Annotated in this window: 21 protein-coding genes; 13 read left to right on the plus strand and 8 right to left on the minus strand. The window is 72.1% G+C overall.

What is annotated here, in order from left to right; genetic code table 11:
- The first annotated feature begins 72 nt into the window (after window positions 1-72).
- Together J3S20_RS18215 and J3S20_RS18220 are read left to right on the plus strand one after the other, a co-directional pair.
- Window positions 73-1,404 carry a replication-associated recombination protein A gene (locus tag J3S20_RS18215; protein ID WP_216837931.1) on the plus strand — a complete coding sequence of 444 codons (1,332 nt, stop codon included), beginning with the start codon at window positions 73-75 and terminating at the stop codon, window positions 1,402-1,404.
- A 130-nt stretch (window positions 1,405-1,534) separates the two neighbouring features.
- Window positions 1,535-1,888: a fluoride efflux transporter FluC gene (locus tag J3S20_RS18220; RefSeq protein ID WP_216837932.1), complete on the plus strand. Its 354-nt coding sequence runs from the start codon at window positions 1,535-1,537 to the stop codon at window positions 1,886-1,888.
- 1 nt (window position 1,889) lies between these two features.
- On the opposite strand, the gene J3S20_RS18225 is transcribed toward J3S20_RS18220, so the two are convergent.
- From J3S20_RS18225 to J3S20_RS18235, 3 genes are read right to left on the minus strand one after another with little or no spacing between them, the layout of a single operon-like run.
- Window positions 1,890-2,918, minus strand: coding sequence for an acyl-CoA dehydrogenase family protein (locus tag J3S20_RS18225; RefSeq protein WP_216837933.1), 1,029 nt, complete (start codon window positions 2,916-2,918; stop codon window positions 1,890-1,892).
- Entirely contained in the window at window positions 2,915-4,117 is a 1,203-nt protein-coding gene (locus J3S20_RS18230) for a CaiB/BaiF CoA transferase family protein (protein ID WP_216837934.1), read from the minus strand. The genes J3S20_RS18225 and J3S20_RS18230 overlap by 4 nt, the downstream gene beginning before the upstream one ends.
- Complete coding sequence (locus tag J3S20_RS18235; protein ID WP_246602972.1) at window positions 4,114-5,238, minus strand: acyl-CoA dehydrogenase family protein; 1,125 nt, start codon at window positions 5,236-5,238, stop codon at window positions 4,114-4,116. The genes J3S20_RS18230 and J3S20_RS18235 overlap by 4 nt, the downstream gene beginning before the upstream one ends.
- Window positions 5,239-5,338: 100 nt before the next feature.
- Between J3S20_RS18235 and J3S20_RS18240 the strand changes: the two genes are divergently transcribed.
- From J3S20_RS18240 to ykgO, 5 genes are all read left to right on the plus strand, one after another.
- Window positions 5,339-6,319 (plus strand): RluA family pseudouridine synthase, encoded by a 981-nt coding sequence (locus J3S20_RS18240; protein WP_216837936.1) that lies wholly within the window; start codon window positions 5,339-5,341, stop codon window positions 6,317-6,319.
- Window positions 6,320-6,364: 45 nt separating this feature from the next.
- Window positions 6,365-8,914 (plus strand): AsmA family protein, encoded by a 2,550-nt coding sequence (locus J3S20_RS18245; RefSeq protein ID WP_216837937.1) that lies wholly within the window; start codon window positions 6,365-6,367, stop codon window positions 8,912-8,914.
- A 48-nt stretch (window positions 8,915-8,962) separates the two neighbouring features.
- On the plus strand, window positions 8,963-9,622 hold the full coding sequence (locus J3S20_RS18250) for a DUF533 domain-containing protein (protein WP_216837938.1): 660 nt from the start codon (window positions 8,963-8,965) through the stop codon (window positions 9,620-9,622).
- A complete protein-coding gene (acdA, locus tag J3S20_RS18255) occupies window positions 9,619-10,860 on the plus strand; it encodes a 3-sulfinopropanoyl-CoA desulfinase (protein ID WP_216837939.1) in 1,242 nt (413 codons plus the stop codon). The genes J3S20_RS18250 and acdA overlap by 4 nt, the downstream gene beginning before the upstream one ends.
- Window positions 10,861-11,077: 217 nt before the next feature.
- Window positions 11,078-11,203: a type B 50S ribosomal protein L36 gene (ykgO, locus tag J3S20_RS18260; protein WP_168050529.1), complete on the plus strand. Its 126-nt coding sequence runs from the start codon at window positions 11,078-11,080 to the stop codon at window positions 11,201-11,203.
- Between the two features lie 112 nt (window positions 11,204-11,315).
- Here the strand turns inward: ykgO and J3S20_RS18265 are convergent, their stop codons facing one another.
- Both J3S20_RS18265 and J3S20_RS18270 read right to left on the minus strand, forming a co-directional pair.
- On the minus strand, window positions 11,316-11,669 hold the full coding sequence (locus tag J3S20_RS18265; protein WP_216837940.1) for a hypothetical protein: 354 nt from the start codon (window positions 11,667-11,669) through the stop codon (window positions 11,316-11,318).
- On the minus strand, window positions 11,666-12,025 hold the full coding sequence (locus J3S20_RS18270) for a hypothetical protein (RefSeq protein ID WP_216837941.1): 360 nt from the start codon (window positions 12,023-12,025) through the stop codon (window positions 11,666-11,668). The genes J3S20_RS18265 and J3S20_RS18270 overlap by 4 nt, the downstream gene beginning before the upstream one ends.
- A gap of 129 nt (window positions 12,026-12,154) precedes the next feature.
- Here J3S20_RS18270 and J3S20_RS18275 point away from each other — a divergent pair, with 129 nt between their 5' ends.
- From J3S20_RS18275 to J3S20_RS31135, 3 genes are read left to right on the plus strand one after another with little or no spacing between them, the layout of a single operon-like run.
- Entirely contained in the window at window positions 12,155-13,582 is a 1,428-nt protein-coding gene (locus J3S20_RS18275; RefSeq protein ID WP_216837942.1) for an FAD-linked oxidase C-terminal domain-containing protein, read from the plus strand.
- Window positions 13,579-14,751 (plus strand): glycolate oxidase subunit GlcE, encoded by a 1,173-nt coding sequence (glcE, locus tag J3S20_RS18280; protein ID WP_216837943.1) that lies wholly within the window; start codon window positions 13,579-13,581, stop codon window positions 14,749-14,751. Before J3S20_RS18275 ends, glcE begins: the two co-directional genes overlap by 4 nt.
- The gene (locus tag J3S20_RS31135; RefSeq protein WP_216837944.1) at window positions 14,748-16,277 is read left to right on the plus strand and encodes a M81 family metallopeptidase; all 1,530 of its coding nucleotides are present in this window, start codon (window positions 14,748-14,750) and stop codon (window positions 16,275-16,277) included. The genes glcE and J3S20_RS31135 overlap by 4 nt, the downstream gene beginning before the upstream one ends.
- Window positions 16,278-16,286: 9 nt before the next feature.
- Here J3S20_RS31135 and J3S20_RS18290 read toward each other — a convergent pair whose 3' ends face one another.
- The gene (locus J3S20_RS18290) at window positions 16,287-16,463 is read right to left on the minus strand and encodes a hypothetical protein (protein WP_216837945.1); all 177 of its coding nucleotides are present in this window, start codon (window positions 16,461-16,463) and stop codon (window positions 16,287-16,289) included.
- Between the two features lie 214 nt (window positions 16,464-16,677).
- Here J3S20_RS18290 and glcF point away from each other — a divergent pair, with 214 nt between their 5' ends.
- The 3 genes from glcF to ada all read left to right on the plus strand — a co-directional run bounded on the left by glcF (window position 16,678) and on the right by ada (window position 19,857).
- Window positions 16,678-18,042, plus strand: coding sequence for a glycolate oxidase subunit GlcF (gene glcF / locus J3S20_RS18295; RefSeq protein ID WP_216837946.1), 1,365 nt, complete (start codon window positions 16,678-16,680; stop codon window positions 18,040-18,042).
- Between the two features lie 42 nt (window positions 18,043-18,084).
- Window positions 18,085-18,654 carry a tetratricopeptide repeat protein gene (locus tag J3S20_RS18300; RefSeq protein WP_216837947.1) on the plus strand — a complete coding sequence of 190 codons (570 nt, stop codon included), beginning with the start codon at window positions 18,085-18,087 and terminating at the stop codon, window positions 18,652-18,654.
- A 135-nt stretch (window positions 18,655-18,789) separates the two neighbouring features.
- Window positions 18,790-19,857 (plus strand): bifunctional DNA-binding transcriptional regulator/O6-methylguanine-DNA methyltransferase Ada, encoded by a 1,068-nt coding sequence (ada, locus tag J3S20_RS18305; protein ID WP_216837948.1) that lies wholly within the window; start codon window positions 18,790-18,792, stop codon window positions 19,855-19,857.
- A gap of 106 nt (window positions 19,858-19,963) precedes the next feature.
- Here ada and J3S20_RS18310 read toward each other — a convergent pair whose 3' ends face one another.
- Both J3S20_RS18310 and pyk read right to left on the minus strand, forming a co-directional pair.
- Window positions 19,964-20,491, minus strand: coding sequence for a hypothetical protein (locus J3S20_RS18310; protein ID WP_216837949.1), 528 nt, complete (start codon window positions 20,489-20,491; stop codon window positions 19,964-19,966).
- A 185-nt stretch (window positions 20,492-20,676) separates the two neighbouring features.
- Entirely contained in the window at window positions 20,677-22,110 is a 1,434-nt protein-coding gene (gene pyk, locus J3S20_RS18315) for a pyruvate kinase (protein WP_216838156.1), read from the minus strand.
- Window positions 22,111-22,318 lie beyond the last annotated feature (208 nt).

Raw genomic sequence — 22,318 nt, forward strand, 5'->3', positions numbered from 1 at the left:
CTCCGCTGAGTTTGGCGCAACATGCCCGGGCGCACCGGTTCCCGCCACCCTGGATCGGGCTAGAATGGGGCGATGAGCAAACCGCCCGATCTCTTCGGCAGCGTGGAGGCCGAGGCGCCGGCCACCCCGCCCGGCCCCCGCCCCCTGGCCGACCGGCTGCGGCCGCGCAGCCTGGCCGAGGTGGTGGGCCAGGATCACCTGGTGGGGCCGGAGGGCACGGTCACCGGCATGCTGGCCCGCGGCAGTCTCTCCTCCATCATCCTCTGGGGGCCGCCGGGGGTGGGGAAGACCACCATCGCGCGGCTGCTGGCCGAAGCCGCGGGGCTGTCCTTCGTCGCGCTCTCGGCCGTGTTCTCGGGCGTGGCGGACCTGAAGCGCGCCTTCGACGAAGCCCGCATGCGCCGCCGCAATGGGCGCGGCACGCTGCTCTTCGTGGACGAGATCCACCGTTTCAACCGCGCGCAGCAGGACGGCTTCTTGCCCGTTGTCGAGGACGGGACAGTGACGCTGGTTGGCGCCACCACCGAAAACCCCTCCTTCGCCCTGAACGGCGCGCTGCTGTCGCGCTGCCAGGTGCTGGTGCTGAAGCGGCTGGATGAGGCCGCGCTGGCCGACCTGATGGCCCGCGCCGAGGCCGAGGAGGCCCGCCCCCTGCCGCTGATGCCGGAGGCCCGCGACAGCCTCGCCGGCATGGCCGATGGCGATGGCCGCTACCTGCTGAACATGGTGGAGCAGCTGCTGTCGCTGCCACCGGGCGGCGAGGCGCTGGACCCCGCGGCGCTCGCCGCACTGCTGGCGAAGCGCGCCGCGCTCTACGACAAGGACCGGGAGGAGCACTACAACCTCATCTCCGCGCTGCACAAATCGCTGCGCGGCTCGGACCCGGATGCGGCGCTCTACTGGTTCGCCCGCATGCTCACGGGCGGCGAGGACCCGCGCTACATCGCCCGCCGCCTGCTGCGTTTTGCCAGCGAGGATGTCGGCATGGCCGATCCCCGCGCGCTGCAGATCGCGCTTGCGGGGTGGGAGGCCTATGAGCGGCTGGGCTCGCCGGAAGGGGAACTGGCGCTGGCGCAGGTCGTCGTGCATCTCGGCACCGCGCCGAAATCCAATGCGCTGTATGCGGGGTTTGGCGCGGCGATGCGCGCCGCGAAGGAAACCGGCAGCTTGATGCCGCCGCCGAATATCCTGAATGCACCGACGAAGCTGATGAAGGAACTCGGCTACGGCGAGGGCTACGAATACGACCACGACGCCGAGGAAGGTTTTTCGGGCGCCGACTACTGGCCGCCGGGGATGCCGAGACAGCGCTTCTACAGCCCGACGGAGCGCGGGGCGGAGGCGGCGGTGGCGGCGCGGATGGCGGAGTGGGACGCGCTGCGGAAGAGGAAGCGCAAGCGGTGAACAGGCCCCACCTGAAAAGCCCTCTCCCCCAAACGGGGGGGGAGGGTTGGGTGGGGGGGGCCTCACAAGTTGGTCCGGGGCATCGCTGCCCCCCCACCCCACCCTCCCCCCTAAGCAGGGGGGAGGGCTCGTGACAAACCTCCTCCTCGTCGCCCTCGGCGGCGCCCTCGGCTCCGTCCTGCGCTACGCCATCTCGCTGCTCGCCGTTGCGCAATTCGGCACCGCCTTCCCCTGGGGCACCCTGGCCGTGAACATCCTCGGCAGCGCCGCCATCGGCCTGGCGGCCGCGTTGGGCGTGCAGGGGGAGTTGCGGCTGCTGCTGGTCACCGGCCTGCTCGGCGGCTTCACCACCTTCTCCGCCTTCAGCCTGGAGACGGGGCTGCTCTTCGAGCGCAGCCCCTGGCTCGCCGCCGCCTATGTCGCGGCGTCCCTGGTGCTGGGGCTGGCCGCCTTCGCGCTGACCTACGGGCTACTCCGCCGGTAGCCTATTCATCGGCATCCACGGCATTCGCCAAGAAGCGGCGCCGGTGCAGCGCCGCGCTGCCGAACTGGTTCGCCAGCACCATCGCCTTCCGCAGATACAGGCCGACATCGTATTCGTCCGTGTAGCCGATGGCGCCATGCAGCTGCACCGCGGCGCGCGTGACCAGCAGCGCGGCCTCCGCCGCCCGCACCTTGGCGCGGGAGACGGCGGCGCGGCGCGCTGCGGGGGTGGCGCCGGCATCGAGCGTGGCGGCCGCGGCCTCCACGCTAGCGCGGGTCAGTGTCACCTGGATCTGCAGATCCACCGCGCGGTGCTGCAGCGCCTGGAAACTGCCGATCGGCTTGCCGAATTGCTGGCGGGTGCGGAGGTAGTCGAGCGTCATCGCAAAACTGCGCTCCATCACGCCCAAAAGCATCGCGGCGGTCGCCAGCGCCGCCTCGTCCAGCGCCTGGTCCAGCGCCTCGACGGGCAGGGCGTCGATCCGCGTGCCGCCAGCGGTGATGCGGCCGTAGTGGCCACCATCCTGCGTCTCCAGGATCTCGGGCACGGCTTCCGCCGCATGCAGCGCAAAGCCGCCATCCTCCCGCACCGGCAGCAGGAAGCCAGTGGCGCCGGCCGCCATCGGCACGAAGACCCGCGCCGCCCCCGGCGTGCCGGGCGCCTCCAGCGTATCCGCACGCTCCTGCCAGGCCGTCAGCGGCAGCGCCTCGCCCGCCAGCAGCGCCTCCAGACCCGCGGTATCGCCACACCCCGCCAGCAGCGCGGCCGAGAGCACCCCCGGCACCAATGGCTCCGGCGCCAGGCCGCGGCCGAGCTCCTCCGCCAGCGCGCAATACTCGGCCATGCCGAGCCCCGTGCCGCCGAGCTCCTCCGACACGCGCAGCCCGACCCATCCCATCTCCGCCATCTGCCGCCACAGCGCGGCATCGAAGCCCGGCCGCGTGAAGCGCAGCGCGCGGACTCGGGACAGGTCGCCGCCGCGGGGTGCGACGGCGCCGGCGCTGTCGCGGATCATCTCGACCATGCTCATGCGACGATGCCCGCCTGGGCCAGCCGCTCGCTCTCGGCCGCCTCCGTGCCGAGCCATTCGGACAGCACCTCCGCCGTATGCTGCCCGAGGGCAGGCGGTGCGCGCCGATAGGCGACGGGCGTGTCGGAAAACCGCACCGGATTGGCGATGGTCGGCGCGCCATCCGGCGTCTGCGCAAACACCTCGCGATGCCGGATCTGCGGATCCTCCGCCACCGCCGCAAAATCGTTGATGGGGCCGGAGGAGACGCCAACGGCGTTCAGCGCATCCATCCACTCCTGCGCCCGCCGCTTGCGAAAAGCCTCCTGCAGGATCGGCAGCAGCACGTCCCGGTTCGCCATGCGCTGCGGATTGGTGGCGAAGCGCGGGTCGGCCGGCACGTCCAGCACCTGGCAGAGATTCGCGAATTGCCGGTCATTCCCCACAGCCACCATCAGAGGCCGGTCGGCGGTGGAGAAGGCCTGCCAGGGCGTGTTGATCTGGGACGCCGTGCCCGCCCGCACCGGCATGCGGCCGGAGACCAGGTGGTTCATCGCGATATGCGAATGCGCCGCCACCTGCGCATCCAGCAGCGCCAGGTCGATATGCTGCCCCTTGCCGCTCACGGTGTCGCGGTGATGCAGCGCGGCGAGGATGGCGACCGTCGCATACATCCCCGCATTGATGTCGGAGACGCTGTAGCCCACCACGGCCGGTCCTGCGCCCGGCTCGCCATCGGCCACGCCGGTCACGCTCATCAGCCCCGACATCGCCTGGAAGATCGGGTCGTAGCCCGGCAGCGCGGCATAGGGGCCGGACTGGCCGAAGCCGGTGATGGAGCAATAGACCAGCTTCGGATTCACCTCGGCCAGCGAGGCGTAATCGAGCCCGTATTTGCGCAAGCCACCGGTCTTGAAGTTCTCGATGAAGACATCGGCCTTCGCCGCCATGGCGCGCAGCAGCGCCGCGCCCTCGGGCTTGGCGATGTCCAGCGCGATGGAGCGCTTGTTGCGGTTCATCGCCAGGAAGGACGACGTCTCCCCCACCGGCTTCCCATCCGCGCCGGTCTTCCGAAACCCCATGCGCCGCACATCGTCGCCGCCGCCGGGCTGCTCGATCTTCACCACCTCCGCGCCGAAGTCGCCGAGCATCTGCGCCGCCCATGGCCCGGCGAAGACGCGCGTCATGTCCAGCACGCGGATTTTTGGCAGGGCACTCATGCGGGAAGATCCAGAACGGCGCGCGATAACACGTTGCGCAGGATTTCGGAGGAGCCGCCGAAGATGGTCGACGGCCGCGCCAGCAGGAATTGCCCCGCCGGATGCAGCGCCGGCCCCGGCATCGGGTGCAGCAGGCCCGCATGTTCGCCGGCCATGTCCAGCTGCGCGTCGGTGATGCGTTGGAACAGCTCGGTGGCGACGATCTTCAGGATCGAAACCTCCGCCCCCAGCGTCTCGCCGCGCTTCAGCGCCGCCGAGTAGCGTTCGTACAGCGCCTTCAGATCGGCCAGCTCCAGCCGGAAGCGCGCGTATTGATCGAGGAAGGCCGGATCCTCCGCCCGCCCCATCGCTTCCGCCAGCCGCTTCAGCGCGGCCAGCCCGTTGGCGGAGAGGTGCGGCGACCCGATGGCGATGCGCTCGAACCCCAGCAGCGCCTTGGCATAGGTCCAGCCCTTGTTGACCGCGCCGACCAGCATGTCCTTGGGCACGCGGACATTGTCGAAGAAGACCTCGCAGAACTCGTCATGCAGGTCGAGGTTCAGGATCGGCCGCACGGAAATGCCCGGGCTGTCCATCGGCAGCAGCAGGAACGAGATCCCCTCCTGCTTCTTCACCGTCTTGTCCGTGCGGGCGAGCACAAAGATCCAGTTGGCGTCGTTGGCGAAGGTGATCCAGGTTTTCTGGCCGTTCAGCACCCAGTGGTCGCCGGCATCCATCGCTTCCAGCCGCAGCGCGGCGAGGTCCGAGCCCGCATTCGGTTCGGAATAGCCCTGCGCCCAGATATCCTCGCCCGAGAGGATGCGCGGCAGGAAGCGCGCCTGCTGTTCGGCGGAGCCGTGCTTGATCAGCAGCGGCCCCAGCATCAGCACGCCCATGTCGCTGATCCGCGGCGCGCCGTGGCGCTCCAGCTCCTCGATCAGGATGAGCTGCTTGGCCGCATCCAGCCCCATGCCGCCATGCTCGACCGGCCAGGCCGGCGCCAGCCAGCCCTTTTCGGACAGCTTCAGATACCAGGGCTTGTTGTCCCGCCAATGCAGGCGGCGCTGCGGGTGGCGCAGCTCGGGCGGGCAGTTCGCCTCGATCCAGGCACGCACATGCGCGCGAAAGGCGACCTCGTCCAAGGCATCGAGGCTTTCGCCCATCATTTCCCCCGCTTAGGTCAGTTGCATGACCTTTATCCAGTGCCTGCGCGACTGTCCATCCCGTGCTATGGCCCCTTGCATGACCGTGCAGTTGAAGAAAGTCGCCGCCGATGAGGGCGATACCCGTCTGGACCGCTGGCTGAAGCGCCATGTGCCGGCGCTCACCCAGGGCGCGCTGCAGAAGATGCTGCGCACCGGCCAGATCCGCGTCGATGGCAAGCGGGCGGAGGCGAATACGCGCCTGCTCGCCGGCCAGGAAGTCCGCATCCCGCCCGTGACGGAAAACTCCAACGCCGCCCTGCCGCGCACGCCGAAACCGGTGGATGAGCGTGACGCCAAGGCCTTGCTGCGGATGATCATCCACAAGGATGCCGAGGTGCTGGTGCTGGACAAGCCGCATGGCCTGCCCGTGCAGGGCGGCCCCGGCATCACGAAACACCTGGACGGCATGCTGGACGCCCTGCAGCTGGATGCCGCCGAGCGCCCGCGCCTGGTGCACCGGCTGGACCGGGACACCTCGGGCGTGTTGGTGCTGGCCCGCACCGTGGGCTCGGCCGCGAAACTCGCCGCCGCCTTCCGCACGCGCGATGTGGAGAAGACCTATTGGGCCGTGGTCCTCGGCGAGCCCAGCCCGCCCGCCGGGCGCATCAACATGGCCCTCATCCGCCAGGGTGGTCCGCGCGGCGAACGCACCGCCCCGGCCGAGCAGGGCGATGACGGCGTGCATGCCATCACCGATTTCCGCACGCTGGATGCGGTGCGCCGCAAGGCCGCCTGGCTGGAGATGAAGCCGCTGACCGGCCGCACCCACCAGCTGCGCGTGCATGCGGCGGAGGCGCTGGGCTGCCCGATCGTCTCGGACGGCAAGTATGGCGGCATGGCCGCGCATATGGAGGGGCTGCCGCCGCAGCTGCACCTGCATGCCCGGGCGCTGCGCCTGCCGCATCCCACCGGCGGCTATCTGGAAGTGGCAGCGCCGCTGCCGCAGCACATGAAGGAAACCTTCGCCTTCCTGGGCTTCGAGGCGCCGCGCACGCCAAAGCCGCGCCGGGTGAGTTGAAGACCGCCGCTGCCTCTGCGTGAGGCTGGGATGGTAGGGTGGGGCATGATCAAGCCCTCTCCCCACCGCCGCCAGCGCCGCTGGCCCTGGATCCTTCTGGCCGTCGTCATCGGCCTGCCCGCCCTGGCACTGGGCGCCGCGCTGCTGCTGCTGGATGCCGAATCGCTGCGGCCGCGCCTGGTGGCCGCGGTGGAGCGCGCCACCGGCCGGACCTTCACGGTTGGCGAGATGCGCCTGGCCCTGTCGTTGGTGCCCACGGTCGAGCTGCGCGACGTCACCCTGTCCAACCCCGAGGGCGCGAGCCGCCCGAACATGCTGACAGCCAGCCGCGTCCAGGTGCAGGCCGCGCTGCTGCCGCTGCTGTCGCGCGAAATCCGCATCTCCCGCATTGAGCTGGAGCAGCCGGACCTGCTGCTGGAGGTCGACGCCCAGGGCCGCGGCAATTGGCAATTCGCCCGCGCGGCGCGCGAGGCCGCGCCCGCCGCCCCGGCGCCGGAACAGGCGGTTCAGCAGGCGCTGGCCCTCGGCATCGACGCCCTGCGGCTGGAAGGCGGCCGCATCGGCTGGCGCGACGCCCGCAATGGCATGGCGGAGACGGTGGAGATCACCCGGCTGGAGGCCACCGCACCGCTCGGCGGCGGCATGACCGCGGAAGGCGAGGTGGTGCTGCGCGGCCAGCCGGTGGCGCTGCGCGCGGAAACCGGCGGCCTCGCGGCCTTCGGCGGCCCGGCGCCCTGGCCGGTGGCCGCCACGCTCGGCATCGCCGGCGCCGAGGCGCGGGTGAATGGCACGCTCACCGGCCAGGCCTGGACCGGCACGGCGGAGGCGCGGGCGCCGGAGCTGGCGCGCCTGTCCCCCCTGCTGCCCGGCACCACCCTGCCGCCGCTGCGCGAGGTGACGGCCTCCGCCGCCGCCTCCGGCACCGGCGGCGCGGTCTCCGAGATCCGCGACCTGAAGCTGGCGGTGGGCGAATCCGACCTCGCCACGCTGCGCCCGGGCCTGGTGCTGCGCCGCGCGGAACTGGCCGCGCCGGGCCTCGCCGCGCCGATCACCCTCTCGGGCGAGCTGGTGCTGGATGGCCAGGTGCTGCGCCTGTCCGGCACGGCCGGCACGCCCGCGCTGCTGCTGGCCGGCGCCACGGGCCCGCTGCCGGTCGATCTGCGCCTGGAAGGCCAGGGAATCGCCGGCACCGCCCGCGGCACCATCGCCCAGCCGCGCGCATTGCGCGGCCTGGACCTGGCGGTGACGGCGGAGGCGGCGGATCTCGCGCCCTTCGGCCTGGAAGGGGCCGGTCGCATGGCCGGGCGGCTCGCCATGCCGGGCCCGGGCCTGGCCGGCGGCGCGCGCCTCACCGGCCTGACCGCCAGCCTGCCCGCCGCCGAGATGCGGGGCGACCTGGCGCTGGCCTCGGGCGCGCGCACCCGCGTCTCGGGCAGCCTCGCCTTCCCGCGGCTGGACATCGATGCGCTGCGCAATGCCCGCCCCGCGGCCGCGCCGGCCAGCCCGCCCCCGGCCAACCCCGCCCCGGCGGCGCCCGCCCCCGCGCCGGCGCCCGCCGCCAGCGACAACCGGGTGATCCCGTTCACCCCGCTGCCCTTCGCCGCGCTGCGCGGCTTCGATGCCGATCTGCGCCTGACCGCGCCCGAGGTCACCGCCGGCGGCCAGGAATGGCGGCAGGTCTCGGCGCGGCTGGTGGTGGACGGCGGCGAGGCCCGGCTGGCCCCCTTCACCGCGCAGACGCCCGCCGGCCCGCTGACGCTGGAGGTGCAGGCGGATGCGAACCAGACCCCGCCCCGCCTGCGCGTCGTGGCGCGCTCGCCGGGCCTCGATCTCGCCGCACTGTCGCGCGCCGCGGGGCGGGACCCGCTGTTGAACGGCCGCGCCCAGCTGGATGCGGACCTGGCCGGGCAGGGCGGGGATCTGCGCGCCGTGGCGGCGACGGCGGGCGGGCATCTGGGCCTGGCGCTGGTCGATGGCAGCCTGCCGCGCCGCCTGCTGCGCGCCTTGCCGCAGCAGGTGCTGGGCGCCGTGCTGCCCCCTGGCGACGGCGACATTCCGCTGCGCTGCTTCGCGCTGCGCGCGCCCGCCGAGGGCGGCGTGCTGCGGGTGGAGACGCTTTATGCCGAAGGCGCGCTCGGGCGGGTCGGCGGCGCCGGCACCATCGACATGCGCGACGAGACCCTGGCGCTGCGACTGCAGACGGATCTCCGCACCGCGCGCATCGCGCTGCGCGCGCCGGTGAACATCGCCGGGCGCTGGACCGCGCCGCGCGTGGGCGTGGAGCCGACGGCGGCCGCGGCGGCCGGCATCGGCGCTTTCCTCTCGCAGCAGGAAACGCCGGATCGCAACCTGCAGGCCCTCGCGCAGATCCTGGGCGCCGCCGGCAATCGCGGCGGCGCGGCGCCGGCGCTGGGCAGTTGCGGCCCAGCCCTGGCGGCGGCGCGTGGCGGCGTGGAAGGACCGGCGCCGACCACTGCTGGCGCACCGGAAGCGCCGGCGGAGGAGGCCGCGCCCGCGCCCCAGGGCACGCAGCAGGGCCAGCGTCCGACGGTGCCCAATGCCGCCGACCTTCTGCGCGGGCTGCTCGGCCGCTGACGGTTCCCAAGCCTCGGCTTCCGGCCTAATAGTGGCGCAGGGAGTGGCATGATGAATTGGAACCGCGTCCTGGGCGCGCTGCTCAACGGGGCCACCCGTTCGCCGCGCCGCCGCCGACGCAGCACCGGCCTGGGCGGCGGCAATGTGGCGCTGGCGCGCAACCTGGCGCGCCTCGCCACGGTGGCCATCGAGGCCATGTCGCGCCCCGGCCAGCCAGCCCCGCCCGCGCCGCGCCAGTCCCCCCGCCGGTCCGACGCCGGCCCGGCCCGCTCCGCCCGCCTGCCCGAATGGACCGCAGCACCTGCCCCGAGGCCTTCCCCCTATACGCCCCCCGCCGAGGCGCCGGAGGCGCCGATGGTGGAGGAGGCCGAGGGCCTGCTGCTGATCCGCGCCATGATCGCCGCCGCCAAGGCGGATGGCACGGTGGAGGCCGAGGAACGCCGCGCCATCGCCGAACAGCTGGACGGCGCCGGGCTGGATGCCGAGGAGCGCGACTTCGTCCTGGCCGATTTCGAGAAGCCGCTGACGCCCGAAGCCCTGGCACAGCAGGCGACGGACCCGATGATGCGGGCCAGGCTCTATGCCGCCGCGGTGGCGGCGATGGGCGAGATCACGGCGCCGGAGCGCGCCTGGCTGGACCGGCTGCGCCAGGCGCTCGGCCTGGACCGGCAGGCGGCGTCGACAATCGAGGAAAGGCTGGCGGCATGAGCGGCACGGATGGGCTGACCCGGGACCAGTTGGCGCTGCGCGCCCGCGCCCGCGAACTGGCGCAGGAGGCGGCGGCCCAGGCGGCGGAAACCGATCGCAGCGGCCAGTACCCCTGGCCGATGGTGAAGAAGATGGCGGAAGCCGGCTTCACCGGCCTGACCATCCCGCGCGAATGGGGCGGCCCCGGCGGGTCCGTGCTCGATGCCGTGCTGGTGGTGGAGGAATTCTCGAAGGCCTGCGCGGTCTGCGGGCGGATCGCGGTGGAGGCCAATATGGGCGCGGTGGGCGCCGTGATGGCCTATGGCACGGAGGCGCAGAAGAAGCTGGCCGCCGGACTGGTGCTGGCCGGCGACAAGCCCGCCATCTGCATCACCGAGCCCGAGGCCGGCTCCGCCGCCACCGAGATGGCGACCACGGCGGAGCGACGCGGCGACCGCTGGGTGATCAATGGCCGCAAGACCTGGATCACCGGCGGCGGTGTCTCCCGCCTCCACCTGATCTTCGCCCGCGTCATGGAAGACGGCGCCTTCAAGGGAATCGGCGGCTTCCTGGTGGTGCGGGACGGGGAGGGCCGCCCGGAAGGGCTGGTGGTCTCCCGCCGCATCCCCTCCCTCGGCCTCTGCGGCATGCCGGAGGCGGAGCTGGAATTTCGCGAGCTGGAAGTGGCGGACGATATGGTGCTGCGCGCCCCCGGTGGTTGGCAGCGCGGCTTCGGGCGGCTGATCGATGCCTATAACGGCCAGCGCGTCGGCGCGGCGACGGTGGCGCTCGGCCTGGCCGCCGGCGCCTATGAGCACGCCGTGGGGCGCGCCAACGACCGCCGGCAATTCGGCCGGCCGATCGCGGAATTCCAGGGCCTCGGCTGGATGCTGGCCGATATGTCGATCGAGGTGGAGGCCGCCCGCGCTTTGGTCCACCGCGCCGCCCGCAGCGCCGGACCGGCCGGCTTCCCGGACCGCCTCGCCGCCGCCCAGGCCAAGGTCTTTGCCAGCGAGATGGCGATCAGGGTCACCAATACCGCCCTGCAGGTCTGGGGTGCCGCGGGCTATTCCCGGGACAATCCCATGGAACGCTACCTGCGCGACGCCCGCATGTTTGCCATCGCCGGCGGCACCGCCCAGGTGCTGCGCAACCAGGTGGCTGAGCAGATTCTGGGCCGCAAGCTGCCGCAGACCCGGGACGGTTTTTTGCGCGTCATCGCGGAGGAGGGCGCGGCCGGGAAGCTCGCAGCCGACTGAGCCTGACCCGGAAGGTCGGCGGCTGAGGGCCGGTCGCGGATTTTTCGTTCTGGCCAGGACGGCAACGCCGCCGATGCTGGTTGCATCGGCAAGTTGCCGGACGCCGCCAGGGCCGAAAAGCCGCACTGGACCGACCCGCCGACCTTCTGGGTCAGGCTTGGAGGTTGACTCATCTCCCCCCGCCGCCTATCTCGCCCGCCTTCGCAGGACCATGACCATGAAGATCCGCAATAGCCTCAAGACCGCCAAGACGCGGGACAAGAACTGCATCGTGGTGCGCCGCCGTGGCCGCACCTATGTGCTGAACAAGAAGAATCCCCGGCTGAAGGCCCGCCAGGGCTGAAGCTGCGGCCCCCTGTTTAAGGGGGCGGTTCGGATTCGTCGCGCCGCGGCTGGGGCAACCCGGTCGCGGCGCGACGCATTTGAATTACATCGCGGCGCGACGCATTTGGCGCTCAGCGCGGATAGAGCCGCTCCTGGCCGCGCGCGCCGCTGCCGCCCTGGGTCCAGCTGCCGGTCAGCGTGCCGTCCCGCTGCAGCTCATGCAGCGCGACGCCCGTCTCCCCCTGGCGCGAGACATAGCCCACGGCCAGCCGCGATCCCTGGCGCAGCGCCAGGCCCTGGGTCACGCCGCTGCCGGTGCGCCAGGTCACCTGCCAGACCTCCGGCCCCACCGGCTTGAACTGCACCTCCCCCTGATAGACCGCGCCGTCACGGCCGCGGCCTTCCAGCACATAGGTGCCGGCCTGCTGCGCCAGGGCCGGCGCCGCGCACAGCGCCAGCAGGGCGGCGAGGATCAGCCGGGTCATCGCGGCGACAGCGTCTCGCGCCCCAGCCCGCCCTCCTGGCCCGAGGTCCAGAGGCCCACCAGGCTGCCATCCGGCCGCACCTCATACAGCGCGCTGCCCAGCACCCCGCCATGCCGATAGGCGACCGACAGCATGCCGCGGCTGTCGACCGCCACGCCCTGAATGGTCTCCCCGCCGACCCGCCAGGTGAGCCGCCAGGTCTGCGGGCCGGTCGGGCTGAGCTGGGCGGCGCCGGTATAGCGGCTGCCATCGGCGCCCACCCCCTCCACCACATAGGCGCCGGCGCGCTGCGCCTGGGCTCCGGTCGTGAATAGGAGGGGTGCCAACAATGTGGCGGTGGCGATCAGACGGCGCATGGCGAATCCTCCTTCGTGTCGGACGCGCATCATGACGCCGGATTGCGAAGGAATCCTGAGCCGCTTGCCGCCCCCGCCCGGCAAGGCCATCTTCATGCCAGCCAGCCGCCAAGGGAGCGCCCAGACGCCATGATCGCCCTGCCGCCGCCCAAGCCGGAGATCCTGGCCCGCCGCGATGAGATCGTGGCCGCGCTGCTCGGCCTGCTGTCCGCCGATGCCGTGATCCATGAGGCGCTGCGCATGCGCCCCTATGAGACCGATGGCCTGACCGCCTATCGCCAGATGCCGCTGGCGGTTGTGCTGCCCTCGACCACCGAGCAGGTGGCCGCGGTGATGCGCTACTGCCACCAGAACGGTATCCGCGTGGTCCCCCGCGGCGCCGGCACCAGCCTCTCGGGCGGAGCCCTGCCGCTGGAGGATGCGGTGGTGATCGGCGTGATGCGCATGAACCGCATCCTGGAGATCGACTTCGACGACCGGCTGGCGGTGGTGGAGGCGGGCGTGACCAACCTCGGCATCACCAAGGCGGTGGAGCATGAGGGCTTCTTCTACGCGCCCGACCCTTCCTCGCAGCTCGCCTGCATGATCGGCGGCAACGTCAACATGAATTCGGGCGGCGCGCATTGCCTGAAATACGGCGTCACCGCCAACAACCTGCTCGGGCTGAAGCTGGTGACGCCCACCGGCGAGATCGTCGAGGTCGGCGGCGACCACCTGGATTCGGCGGGCTATGACTGGCTCGGCCTGATGACGGGCAGCGAGGGCATGCTCGGCATCGTCACCGAGGTCACCGTCCGCATCCTGCGCGGCCCGGAAGGCGCGCGCGCCATGCTCGCCGCCTTCAAGGGCACGGAAATCGCGGGCGCGGCCGTCGATGCCATCATCGGCTCGGGCATCATCCCCGTCGCGCTGGAATTCATGGACAAGCCCTGCATCCATGCCTGCGAGGCCTTCGCCCATGCCGGCTATCCGCTGGATGCCGAGGCGATGCTGATCATCGAGGTGGAGGGCAGCGTGGCGGAGCAGGACGCGCTGCTCGGCCGCATCAAGGAGATCTGCGCCCGCTTCGACCCGATCAGCCTGAAGGTCGCGACCAGCGCCGAGGAATCGATGGCGATCTGGAAGGGCCGCAAGGGCGCCTTCGGCGCGGTGGGGCGCATCTCGCCGGACTATCTCTGCATGGACGGCACCATCCCGACCGGCGAGCTGCCCTTCGTGCTGAAGCGCATCGGCGAGATGAGCGTGCAATACGGGCTGCAGGTGGCGAATGTCTTCCATGCCGGCGACGGCAACCTCCATCCGCTGATCATGTTCGATGCCAACGACCCGGCCAGCTTCCGCAAGGCCGAGGATTTTGGCGCGGACATCCTGAAGCTGTGCGTGGAAGTCGGCGGCTGCCTGACCGGCGAACACGGCGTGGGCGTGGAGAAGCGGGACCTGATGGGCGTGCAGTTCCTGCCGCACGAACTGACGCAGCAGCGCGCCATCAAATCCGCCTTCGACCCGGGCTGGCTGCTGAACCCGCACAAGGTCTTCCCGCTGACCGAACACGCATGAGCGCCTTGCTGAGCCCGGCCGACGAGTCCGGCCTCATCGCCGCCGTGCAGCAGGCCATCGCCGCGCGCACGCCGCTGGCCATCGAGGGCCATGGCAGCAAGCGGGGCCTGCTGCGCCCGGTGCAGGCGGCGGCCACGCTGACCACGCGCGGGCTGACCGGCATCACCCTCTACAAGCCGACCGAGCTGGTGCTCTCGGCCCGCGCCGGCACGCCGCTGCCGGAGATCGAGGCGGCGCTGGCCGAGCAGGGGCAGATGCTGGCGCCGGAGCCGCCGGATACGCGCGGCCTTTTCGGCGTATCGGAAGCCGCCACCATCGGCGGCATCGTCGCCACCAACCTCTCCGGTCCGCGCCGCATCACGGCGGGGTCGATCCGCGACCATCTGCTCGGCATCCGCTTCGTCAACGGGGCGGGGGAGGTGGTGCGCAGTGGCGGGCGGGTGCTGAAGAACGTCACCGGCCTCGACCTCTGCAAGCTGCTGGCCGGCAGCCATGGCACGCTGGGCGTGCTGACCGAGGTGACGCTGAAGGTGCTGCCGGCCGCGCGCGCCAGCGCGACGCTGGCGGTCGCCGTGCCGGACCTGGCCGCCGGGGTGCGGGCGCTGTCCGCCGGCCTCACCAGCCCCTATGGCGTCACCGGCGCCGCGCTGCGGCTTCAGGCCCATGGCGCCACCGCGCTGCTGCGGCTGGAGGATTTTCCGGACTCCGTTACCTACCGCGCCAGCCGGCTGCGCGAGGATTTGTCCCCACTCGGCCAAGTGACGCTGCTGGAGGACTCCACGGCGCTCTGGCGCGGTATCCGCGATGCCGAGGCGCTGGGCGCAGCCGATGAGGATGCCATCTGGCGCCTCTCCCTCCGCCCCAGCGCCGCGCCCGCCCTGGCGGCGAAGCTTCAGGCGGCGTTCCGGGCAAAACTGCTGCTGGACTGGGGCGGCGGGCTGGTCTGGGTCGCGGGGCCGGCGACGGAGGCCGCGCATGCCGCCGTGATGCAGGCCACCTCCGCGGCGCGCGGCAGCTTCACCCTGTTCCGCGCCCCCGCGCCATTGCGCGCCGCCGTGCCCGTCCTGACCGAGGAGGCGCCGGCCCTGGCCGCGATCGGCGCCCGTGTGAAGGCGGCGCTCGATCCGCATGGCCTCTTCAATCCCGGCCGCATGAGGTCCAGCACGTGAGTCGTCCCCGCATTGCCATCCTCGGCCTGCACCTCGAGGTGAATGCCTTCTCCCCGCCCACCACGCGGCACGACTTCCAGCAGCAATCCTGGGCGGAGGGGGAGGAGATCACGGCGCAGGCGCGCGCCGCCACCAGCGCCCTGCCGGCCGAGATCCCCGGCTTCTATGCGCGGATGGACGCGACCGGGGAGTGGGAGCCGGTGCCCCTGATCCTCATCACCGCGCCGCCCGGCGGCATCATGGCGCCCGGCATCTTTCCGGAGTTCCTGGAGATCATCCAGACCGGCCTGGCGGCCGCCGGCCGCATCGACGGCGTCTATGTCGCCAGCCACGGCGCCAGCCGCGCGGCGGAGGAGGCGGATACCGATGGCGCCGTGCTGCAATTGCTGCGCGACCTGCTGGGGCCGGATGTGCCGATCGTCGGCACGCTCGACCTGCATTGCAATGTCTCCGACCGGCAGGTGGAACTCGCCGACCTGCTGATCGCCTATCGCACCAACCCCCATGTCGATATGCGGGAGCGCGCGGCCGAGGCCGCGGATGCGCTGCGCCGGATCCTGGAGACCGGCGAGCGGCCCGAGACGCATTTCATCCGCCTGCCGCTGACGCCGCCCACCGTCACCCTGCTGACGGCGGAGGAATCGCCCTATGCCGATGCGATCCGGGCAGGGGTCCTGGCGCGGGAGGAGGATCCGAACCTGCTCGGCGTCTCCGTCACCGGCGGCTTCGTCTATACCGATATCGCGAAATGCGGCCTCTGCGTCTGGGCCTCCGCCCGGCCCGGCCATGTCGGTGCCGCGGTGGATGTGGCGGAGCGGCTGTCGAACGACATCTGGCAGCAGCGCGCCGCCCTGTCCCGCAGCCTGACCCCGATCGAGGAGGCGGTGGCCGCGGCGGTGGCGGTGGGCACCGACACCGCCTTGCCGCGGCTGATCCTGGCCGATGTGGCGGATAATCCCGGTGGCGGTGGCGGCGGCAATACCACGGCGCTGCTGGCGGCACTCCACGCGGCGGGCGCGCGGGGCGTGGTCTTCGGCGTGCTGGTGGACCCGGACCTCGCCGCCGCCGCCCATGCGGCGGGGCAGGGTGCGCGGATCGAGGCGGTGGCCAATGCCACGCCCGGCCCCTTCGCCGAAACCTTCCGCGCCACGGCCCATGTTCGCGCCCTGTCGGATGGGGCCGGCATCGGCCGCCGCGGCACCCTCGCGGGACGCGCCTTCTCCATCGGGCCGGCGGCGCTGCTGGAGCTGGAGGGCAGCGGGTTGTTGCTGGCCGTGGGGTCGCTGCGGCGGCAGCTGCTGGACCCGGCGATGCTGGAGATCCTGGGGGTGGAGGTGGAGGCGGCGCGCACCATCGTGGTAAAGTCGCGCGGGCATTTCCGCGCCGGCTTCGACATCTATGCGACGCCCGACCGCATACTGGAGGTGGATGCGCCGGGCCTAGTCAGCCCGGTGCTGTCCCGCTTCGATTTCCGCGGCCTGCCGCGCCCGGTCTATCCGCTGGATGCGGAGGCAAGCTGGGGCTGAAGCCGGCGGTCAGGCCTGGCGGCGGTCGCCGCGGCGGCGGTCGGTGCGGATCTCGTCCGTGCCCACCGGCGGCGCGACCCGCAGCAGTGCCTGCTGGCGCGCGGCCTCGGCGGCGCCGAGCCAGGCGGCGCGGGTCTGGTTGTCGATCTCGGTGACGGGGCGGTGGTCGGTCATGGTCTCGCGCATTCTGCGGTTCCTCCAGATCGGTGGGGTGGCCTTGGCGGTCGTTGCGGCTCACGTTGCGTTTTGCAGCGCGTACCGCGACGAGAGCCTTTCACCCAGGTGAAGAGGCAAGCGCCATGCCGCGGCCAAGGTTCCCCTGGAGCCTCGCGCATCGGCGCACGGCGCCTTTCGCCGTGGCCTGCGTCAGCCTATGTTCAGCCCGGGTGGGGGACCGAGGATGCAGACCAGCTTCACCGAGGCCCAACTGCGGGACCCGGATACGGCCGAGAGCAACCGCATCCTGCGCACCTGCGTCCATTGCGGCTTCTGCACCGCCACCTGCCCGACCTTCCTGCTGCTGGGCGACGAGCTGGATAGCCCGCGCGGCCGCATCTACCTGATCAAGGACATGCTGGAGAACGACCGGCCGGCGACGGAGGAGGTGGTGCGGCATGTCGACCGCTGCCTCTCCTGCCTGTCCTGCATGACCACCTGCCCCTCCGGCGTGAACTACATGCACCTGGTCGATCACGCCCGGCGCCATATCGAGGAGACCTACCAGCGCCCGCCCGCCGAGCGCGCCCTGCGCCGGCTGCTCTCCGCCTTGCTGCCCTATCCCGGCCGGTTCCGGGCGGCGCTGCGGGGCGCCGCGCTCGGTCGGCACTTTGCCCGCTTCGTGCCCGGCACCTCGATGCCGGCGCAGCGGCTGCGCGCCATGCTGAAGCTGGCGCCTGCCAAGGTCCCGGCGCCGGGCGCGCTGGATCGGCCGGGGGTGCATCGTGCGCAAGGGCCGCGCCGGGGCCGGGTCGCGCTGCTGGCTGGCTGCGCCCAGCGCGTGCTGGCGCCCTCGATCAATGACGCCACCATCCGCCTGCTGACGCGGATGGGCCTCGATGTGGTGGTGCGGCAGGAGTCCGGCTGCTGCGGCGCGCTCGACCACCATATGGGCCACCACGACCCGGCAATGCGCCTGGCGCGGGCCAATATCGCGGCCTGGACGGCGGAGCTCGAGGGGGAGGGGCTGGATGCGGTGGTGGTCAACGCCTCCGGCTGCGGCACCACGGTGAAGGACTACGGCTTCATGTTCCGCACCGAGCCCGAAGCCGCCGCCGCCGCGCGCATCTCCGCGCTCACGCTGGACATCTCCGAGCTTCTACAGAAATTCGACTATGCGCCGAGCCGCGAGAAGCCGGGCCTGACGGTCGCCTACCACGCCGCCTGTTCCCTCCAGCACGGCCAGAAGATCACCGCCGCGCCGAAGGAGCTTTTGAAGCGGGCGGGTTTTGCGGTGAAGGAACCGGCGGAGGGCCATATCTGCTGCGGCAGCGCCGGCACCTACAACCTGATGCAGCCCGAGATCGCCGGGCAACTGCGCGACCGCAAGCTGGCCAATCTGGACCGCACCCGCGCCGATGTGATCGCGGCCGGCAACATCGGCTGCCTCACCCAGCTTTCGGGCGGCGCCATGCCCACCATCCATACGGTGGAGCTGCTGGACTGGATGGCTGGCGGGCCGGAGCCCGCCGCACTGCGCCCTGTCCTGGCGGAACGGGCGAAGGACCGCGCCCTTCTGCGGGAGGCCGGGCACAACCTGGCGGGCTGATTGGCCTTGCATGCGGGCGGGGGGATGCCGGAGGCTGGGCGCATGATCCGTTCCGCCGCGCTGCTGCTTCTCCTCGCGTTGCCGGTCCAGGCGCAAACGCCGCCGCCGCGGCCCGGCGCCGCGGAGGCGCGCCAGGCCGAGCTCGACCGGCTGTTCGAGGCGCTGAAGACCGCACCCGACCAGGGCGGCGGCCAGATCGTGGAGGCGCGCATCCGCGCGCTGTGGAGCCAGGCCGTCTCCCCGGCCGCGGGCCTGCTGCTGCGCCGCGGCCAGCGCAACCTGCAGGCGCAGGAGACGGCGGAGGCGCTGGAGGATTTCGACGCCGCTTTGGTGCTGGAACCGGGCGCGCCCGATGCCTGGCTGCTGCGCGCCGCCGCCTATGACCGCCTGGGCGACCGCGTCGCCGCGGCGCGGGACCTGCAGCAGGCGCTGCTGCTGGAACCCCGCCATTTCGGCGCGCTGCTGCAGCTGTCCCAGCTGCAGGAGGAGGCAGGCGACCTGCGCGGCGCGCTGCGCAGCCTGGACGCCGCGCTGGCGCTGCACCCGCAACTGCCCGGTGGCGCCATGCGGCGGCGCGACCTGCAAAGGCGGGCGGAGGGAGAGGCGCTGTAAGCGGGCTGCGGAAAAAGCCCTTCCCCCTGCGGGTGGAGAGGGCTTTTTCCGCAGCCTGTTTGGCGGGCGCAACCCGCGGATGGCGCAGCCTGCGGCAAGCGCCGATCTTCCGCCCGAGTTCGAGAGGCCGCCCCGATGCCCGAAGCCCCCCTGTCGATCGATGACCTGCGCTGGCAGGCGGTCCTGGACCGCCAGGCGCAGCCGGAATGTGGCGATTTCCGCCTGGGCGTGACCAGCCAGGGCATCTACTGCCGCCCCGGCTGCCCGGCCCGCACGCCGCTGCGCCGCAATGTCCGCTTCTTCGCCGATGCCGCCAGCGCCGAGGCCGCCGGCTTCCGCGCCTGCAAGCGCTGCGACCCGAAGGGAGAGCGCGCCCGCATGCAGGCCGAGGCCGTGGCCGCCGCCTGTGCGCTGATCGAGGCGGCGGAGACCATCCCGAGCCTGGAGACGCTGGCCGCCCGCGCCGGCTATGCCCGCCACCATTTCCTGCGCCTGTTCCGCGAAATCACCGGCGTCACCCCGCGCAGCTATGCCGAGGCGGTGCGCGCCCGCCGCCTGCAGGCGGCACTCGCCGCCGGCGACCGGGTGGCGGAGGCGGTGGCTGGCGCCGGCTTCGGCAGCGAGAGCCGCGTCTATGAGGACACCGCCCGACACCTCGGCATGACGCCCGGCGCGGCCCGGCGCGGCGGCCAGGGGGAGACCATCCGCATCGCCCATGCCGAAAGCGCCATGGGCCCGCTGCTGGTCGGTGCCACGGAAGCGGGCATCTGCTTCATCGGCTTCGCCGAGCCGCCCGAGGCGCTGGAGGGCGACCTGCGCGCCCGCTTCCCCAAGGCGCGGCTGGAGGCGGCGCCGGAGGCGCTGGCCGATGCGGTGCGCCAGGTGGCGGCCTTCCTGGCGGAGCCCAGCGCCGCGCTGGCCCTGCCGCTTGACCTGCGCGGCACCGCCTTCCAGCGCAGGGTCTGGGAAGCGCTGGTGCGGATTCCCCTGGGCGAGACCCGCACCTATTCCGGCCTGGCAGCGGAGATGGGGATGCCGGCGGCGACTCGCGCCGTGGCGCGGGCCTGCGCCCGCAACCCGGTCTCCCTGATGGTGCCCTGCCATCGCGTGGTGGGCGCCAGCGGCGACCTCACTGGCTATCGCTGGGGCGTGCCGCGCAAGGCGGCGCTGCTGGCGGGCGAGAAGCGGGCGCGGGGGCGCTGAAGCACGATCGGCTCACGCTGAATCAGCGCGGGCCGATGTCATGGTTCGGGGACGATCGCGTCTGCAGCACGAGATCTGCCCAGTCGGACAGATCGTGCTGTAGCGGCTACCGCGGCGTGGCAGGCGGCACGGCCGGCGCAGGGGCGGCCGGGGCCGGCGGCACCACGGCGGGCGGCACCACGGCGGGCGGCGGCACGGCGGGTGCGGCCGGGTCGGGTGCAGCCGGGGCGGGGGCAGCCGGCGCGGCCGCGGCAGCCGGCGGAGCCTCGCGCGGCACCAGGCGTTCCCGCGCATTGGCGGGCGCGCCGACGATGGTCCACTCGCCCTCCATGCTGCCATCCGGGTTCAGCGTGTAGATGCCGATGCCCGGCCGCTGCGACAGGCCATAGGCCACCGCCACGGTGCGGCCGGAGGCGAAGCCCACGCCTTCCACCGATTGGTTGCCGATGCGCCAGAGGATGGCGAAGGAGGCGAGGCCGACGGTGCGGATCTGCGCCACGCCGGTATAGCTGCTGCCATCCAGGTTGGTGCCGGTCACGTCATAGAGGCCGGCGCGCTGCGCCGAGGCCGGGGTGGCGGCCAGCGCGGCCAGCGCGGGAATGGCGGCCGCCAGGGCAAGGCTGCGGATCTTCATCGAGGCTGCTCCGAGAGGTCCGCGCACAAAAGGCGGGTGCGGCGCTCAAGGCAAGAGGCGCCGCTAAAGCACTATCCGATAACACTCAATCAGTGTTATCGGACTTCGTGCTTTAGAAACAATAACTTCTAGAGCACGAGATCCGTCCGAGAGGACGGATCGTGCTCTAGGGCCGGCGATGGCCGTCACTTCACGATGGCGACTCGCAGCGCATTGGTGGTGCCCGGTGTGCCGAAGGGCACGCCGGCGGTCACCACCACCTCGTCGCCCGATTTCGCGAAGCCTTCCATGCTGGCGGCGCGGATCGCCTTGGCGACCATGTCCGTCATGGAATGCAGCTCCACCGTCGTCATGGGGTGCACGCCCCAGACCACCGCCATGCGCCGCGCCGTCTGCAGGCTGGCGGTCAGGCCGAGGATCGGGCAGCTCGGCCGTTCCCGCGCCACGCGCAGCATGGTGGATCCGGTGGAGGTGAAGGTGGCGATCGCCTCCGCCTCGATGGTCTGCGCCACCTGGCGGGCGGCGGCGGCGATGGCGCTGGCGGAATTGCGCTCCGGCGCCGGGCGGTTCGCATCCGTCAGCTTGCGCCATTCCGGGTCCTGCTCAACGCGCGCGATGATGCGGTCCATGATGTTCACCGCCTCGAAGGGGAACTGCCCGGCGGCGGTCTCGGCGGACAGCATCACGCAATCGGCGCCATCGAAGACCGCCGTCGCCACGTCCTGCGCCTCGGCGCGGGTGGGGGAGGGGGCGGTGATCATGCTCTCCAGCATCTGGGTCGCCACCACCACCGGTTTGCCGAGGATGCGGCAGGCGCGGACGATCTGCTTCTGGATCAGCGGCACTTCCTCCGGCGGGCATTCCACGCCGAGGTCGCCGCGCGCCACCATGACGCAATCGGCCCCCGCCAGGATGGCGTCGAGATTCTCGACCGCCTGCGGCTTCTCCATCTTCACCATGATCCAGGCGCGGCCGGCGGCGATCTCCTTCGCCTCGATCACATCCTCCGCCCGCTGCACGAAGGACAGGCCGATATATTCCACGCCCTGTTCCAGCACGAAGTCGAGGTCGGCGCGGTCCTTTTCCGTCAGCGCCGGGATCGGCAGCACCACGTCGGGCACGTTCACGCCCTTGCGGTCCGACAGCGGGCCGCCGACCACCACCTGGGTCTCCAGGTGATCCTCCCGCTTATGGGTCACGCGCAGGCGCAGCTTGCCGTCATCCAGCAGCAGCGTGGTGCCGATGCCAGCGGCGGCGATGATCTCGGGGTGTGGCAGCTGCACGCGGCGCACGTCGCCGGGATTGGGCGAAAGGTCGAGGCGGAAGCTCTGGCCGGTCTGCAACTGCACCCGGCCGGCCTGGAACTTTCCGACGCGCAGCTTGGGGCCCTGGACGTCGGCCAGGATGCCGATCGGGCGGCCGACCTTCTCCTCCAACGCCCGGATCGTCGCGATCCGTGCCGCGTGATCCTCGTGGCTGCCATGGCTGAAGTTCAGCCGGAAGACATCGGCGCCGGCGCGGAACAGACGCTCGATGACCTCGGGCGAGGAGGAGGCCGGGCCGAGGGTCGCGATGATCTTGGTGCGGCGCCGGCGGCGCAGCGGGGGACGGCTCGGCATAGGTCGGATGGTTCCTTCGCGACGGGGCGCTTCCGGTGGCTCCGGCACATCCGGACGGACCGAAGCGGGCGGCACGCCCAGCGCGCGGGCCACCTCGGCCACGCGATCTTCCGGCACCCGGCGCCATTGGGAGACGGCGGCGGTGGAAATGCCGAGGGCGGTTGCGATACGGGTGACGGCGCCGCGCTGGGTCAGCAGGGCTTCGAGG

Source organism: Falsiroseomonas tokyonensis (assembly GCF_019024325.1).
GTDB lineage: Bacteria > Pseudomonadota > Alphaproteobacteria > Acetobacterales > Acetobacteraceae > Falsiroseomonas > Falsiroseomonas tokyonensis.

Bases quoted from the DNA above. Each gene is read 5' to 3' on its own strand.
- J3S20_RS18225 (WP_216837933.1), bottom strand. From the start codon at position 2,918: ATGAGCATGGTCGAGATGATCCGCGACAGCGCCGGCGCCGTCGCACCC.
- J3S20_RS18245 (WP_216837937.1), top strand. From the start codon at position 6,365: ATGATCAAGCCCTCTCCCCACCGCCGCCAGCGCCGCTGGCCCTGGATC.
- pyk (WP_216838156.1), bottom strand. From the start codon at position 22,110: ATGCCGAGCCGTCCCCCGCTGCGCCGCCGGCGCCGCACCAAGATCATC.
- J3S20_RS18215 (WP_216837931.1), top strand. From the start codon at position 73: ATGAGCAAACCGCCCGATCTCTTCGGCAGCGTGGAGGCCGAGGCGCCG.
- glcF (WP_216837946.1), top strand. From the start codon at position 16,678: ATGCAGACCAGCTTCACCGAGGCCCAACTGCGGGACCCGGATACGGCC.
- J3S20_RS18290 (WP_216837945.1), bottom strand. From the start codon at position 16,463: ATGCGCGAGACCATGACCGACCACCGCCCCGTCACCGAGATCGACAAC.
- J3S20_RS18300 (WP_216837947.1), top strand. From the start codon at position 18,085: ATGATCCGTTCCGCCGCGCTGCTGCTTCTCCTCGCGTTGCCGGTCCAG.
- acdA (WP_216837939.1), top strand. From the start codon at position 9,619: ATGAGCGGCACGGATGGGCTGACCCGGGACCAGTTGGCGCTGCGCGCC.
- J3S20_RS18240 (WP_216837936.1), top strand. From the start codon at position 5,339: ATGACCGTGCAGTTGAAGAAAGTCGCCGCCGATGAGGGCGATACCCGT.
- J3S20_RS18230 (WP_216837934.1), bottom strand. From the start codon at position 4,117: ATGAGTGCCCTGCCAAAAATCCGCGTGCTGGACATGACGCGCGTCTTC.
- J3S20_RS18265 (WP_216837940.1), bottom strand. From the start codon at position 11,669: ATGACCCGGCTGATCCTCGCCGCCCTGCTGGCGCTGTGCGCGGCGCCG.
- ada (WP_216837948.1), top strand. From the start codon at position 18,790: ATGCCCGAAGCCCCCCTGTCGATCGATGACCTGCGCTGGCAGGCGGTC.
- glcE (WP_216837943.1), top strand. From the start codon at position 13,579: ATGAGCGCCTTGCTGAGCCCGGCCGACGAGTCCGGCCTCATCGCCGCC.
- J3S20_RS18275 (WP_216837942.1), top strand. From the start codon at position 12,155: ATGATCGCCCTGCCGCCGCCCAAGCCGGAGATCCTGGCCCGCCGCGAT.
- J3S20_RS18270 (WP_216837941.1), bottom strand. From the start codon at position 12,025: ATGCGCCGTCTGATCGCCACCGCCACATTGTTGGCACCCCTCCTATTC.
- ykgO (WP_168050529.1), top strand. From the start codon at position 11,078: ATGAAGATCCGCAATAGCCTCAAGACCGCCAAGACGCGGGACAAGAAC.
- J3S20_RS18250 (WP_216837938.1), top strand. From the start codon at position 8,963: ATGATGAATTGGAACCGCGTCCTGGGCGCGCTGCTCAACGGGGCCACC.
- J3S20_RS18310 (WP_216837949.1), bottom strand. From the start codon at position 20,491: ATGAAGATCCGCAGCCTTGCCCTGGCGGCCGCCATTCCCGCGCTGGCC.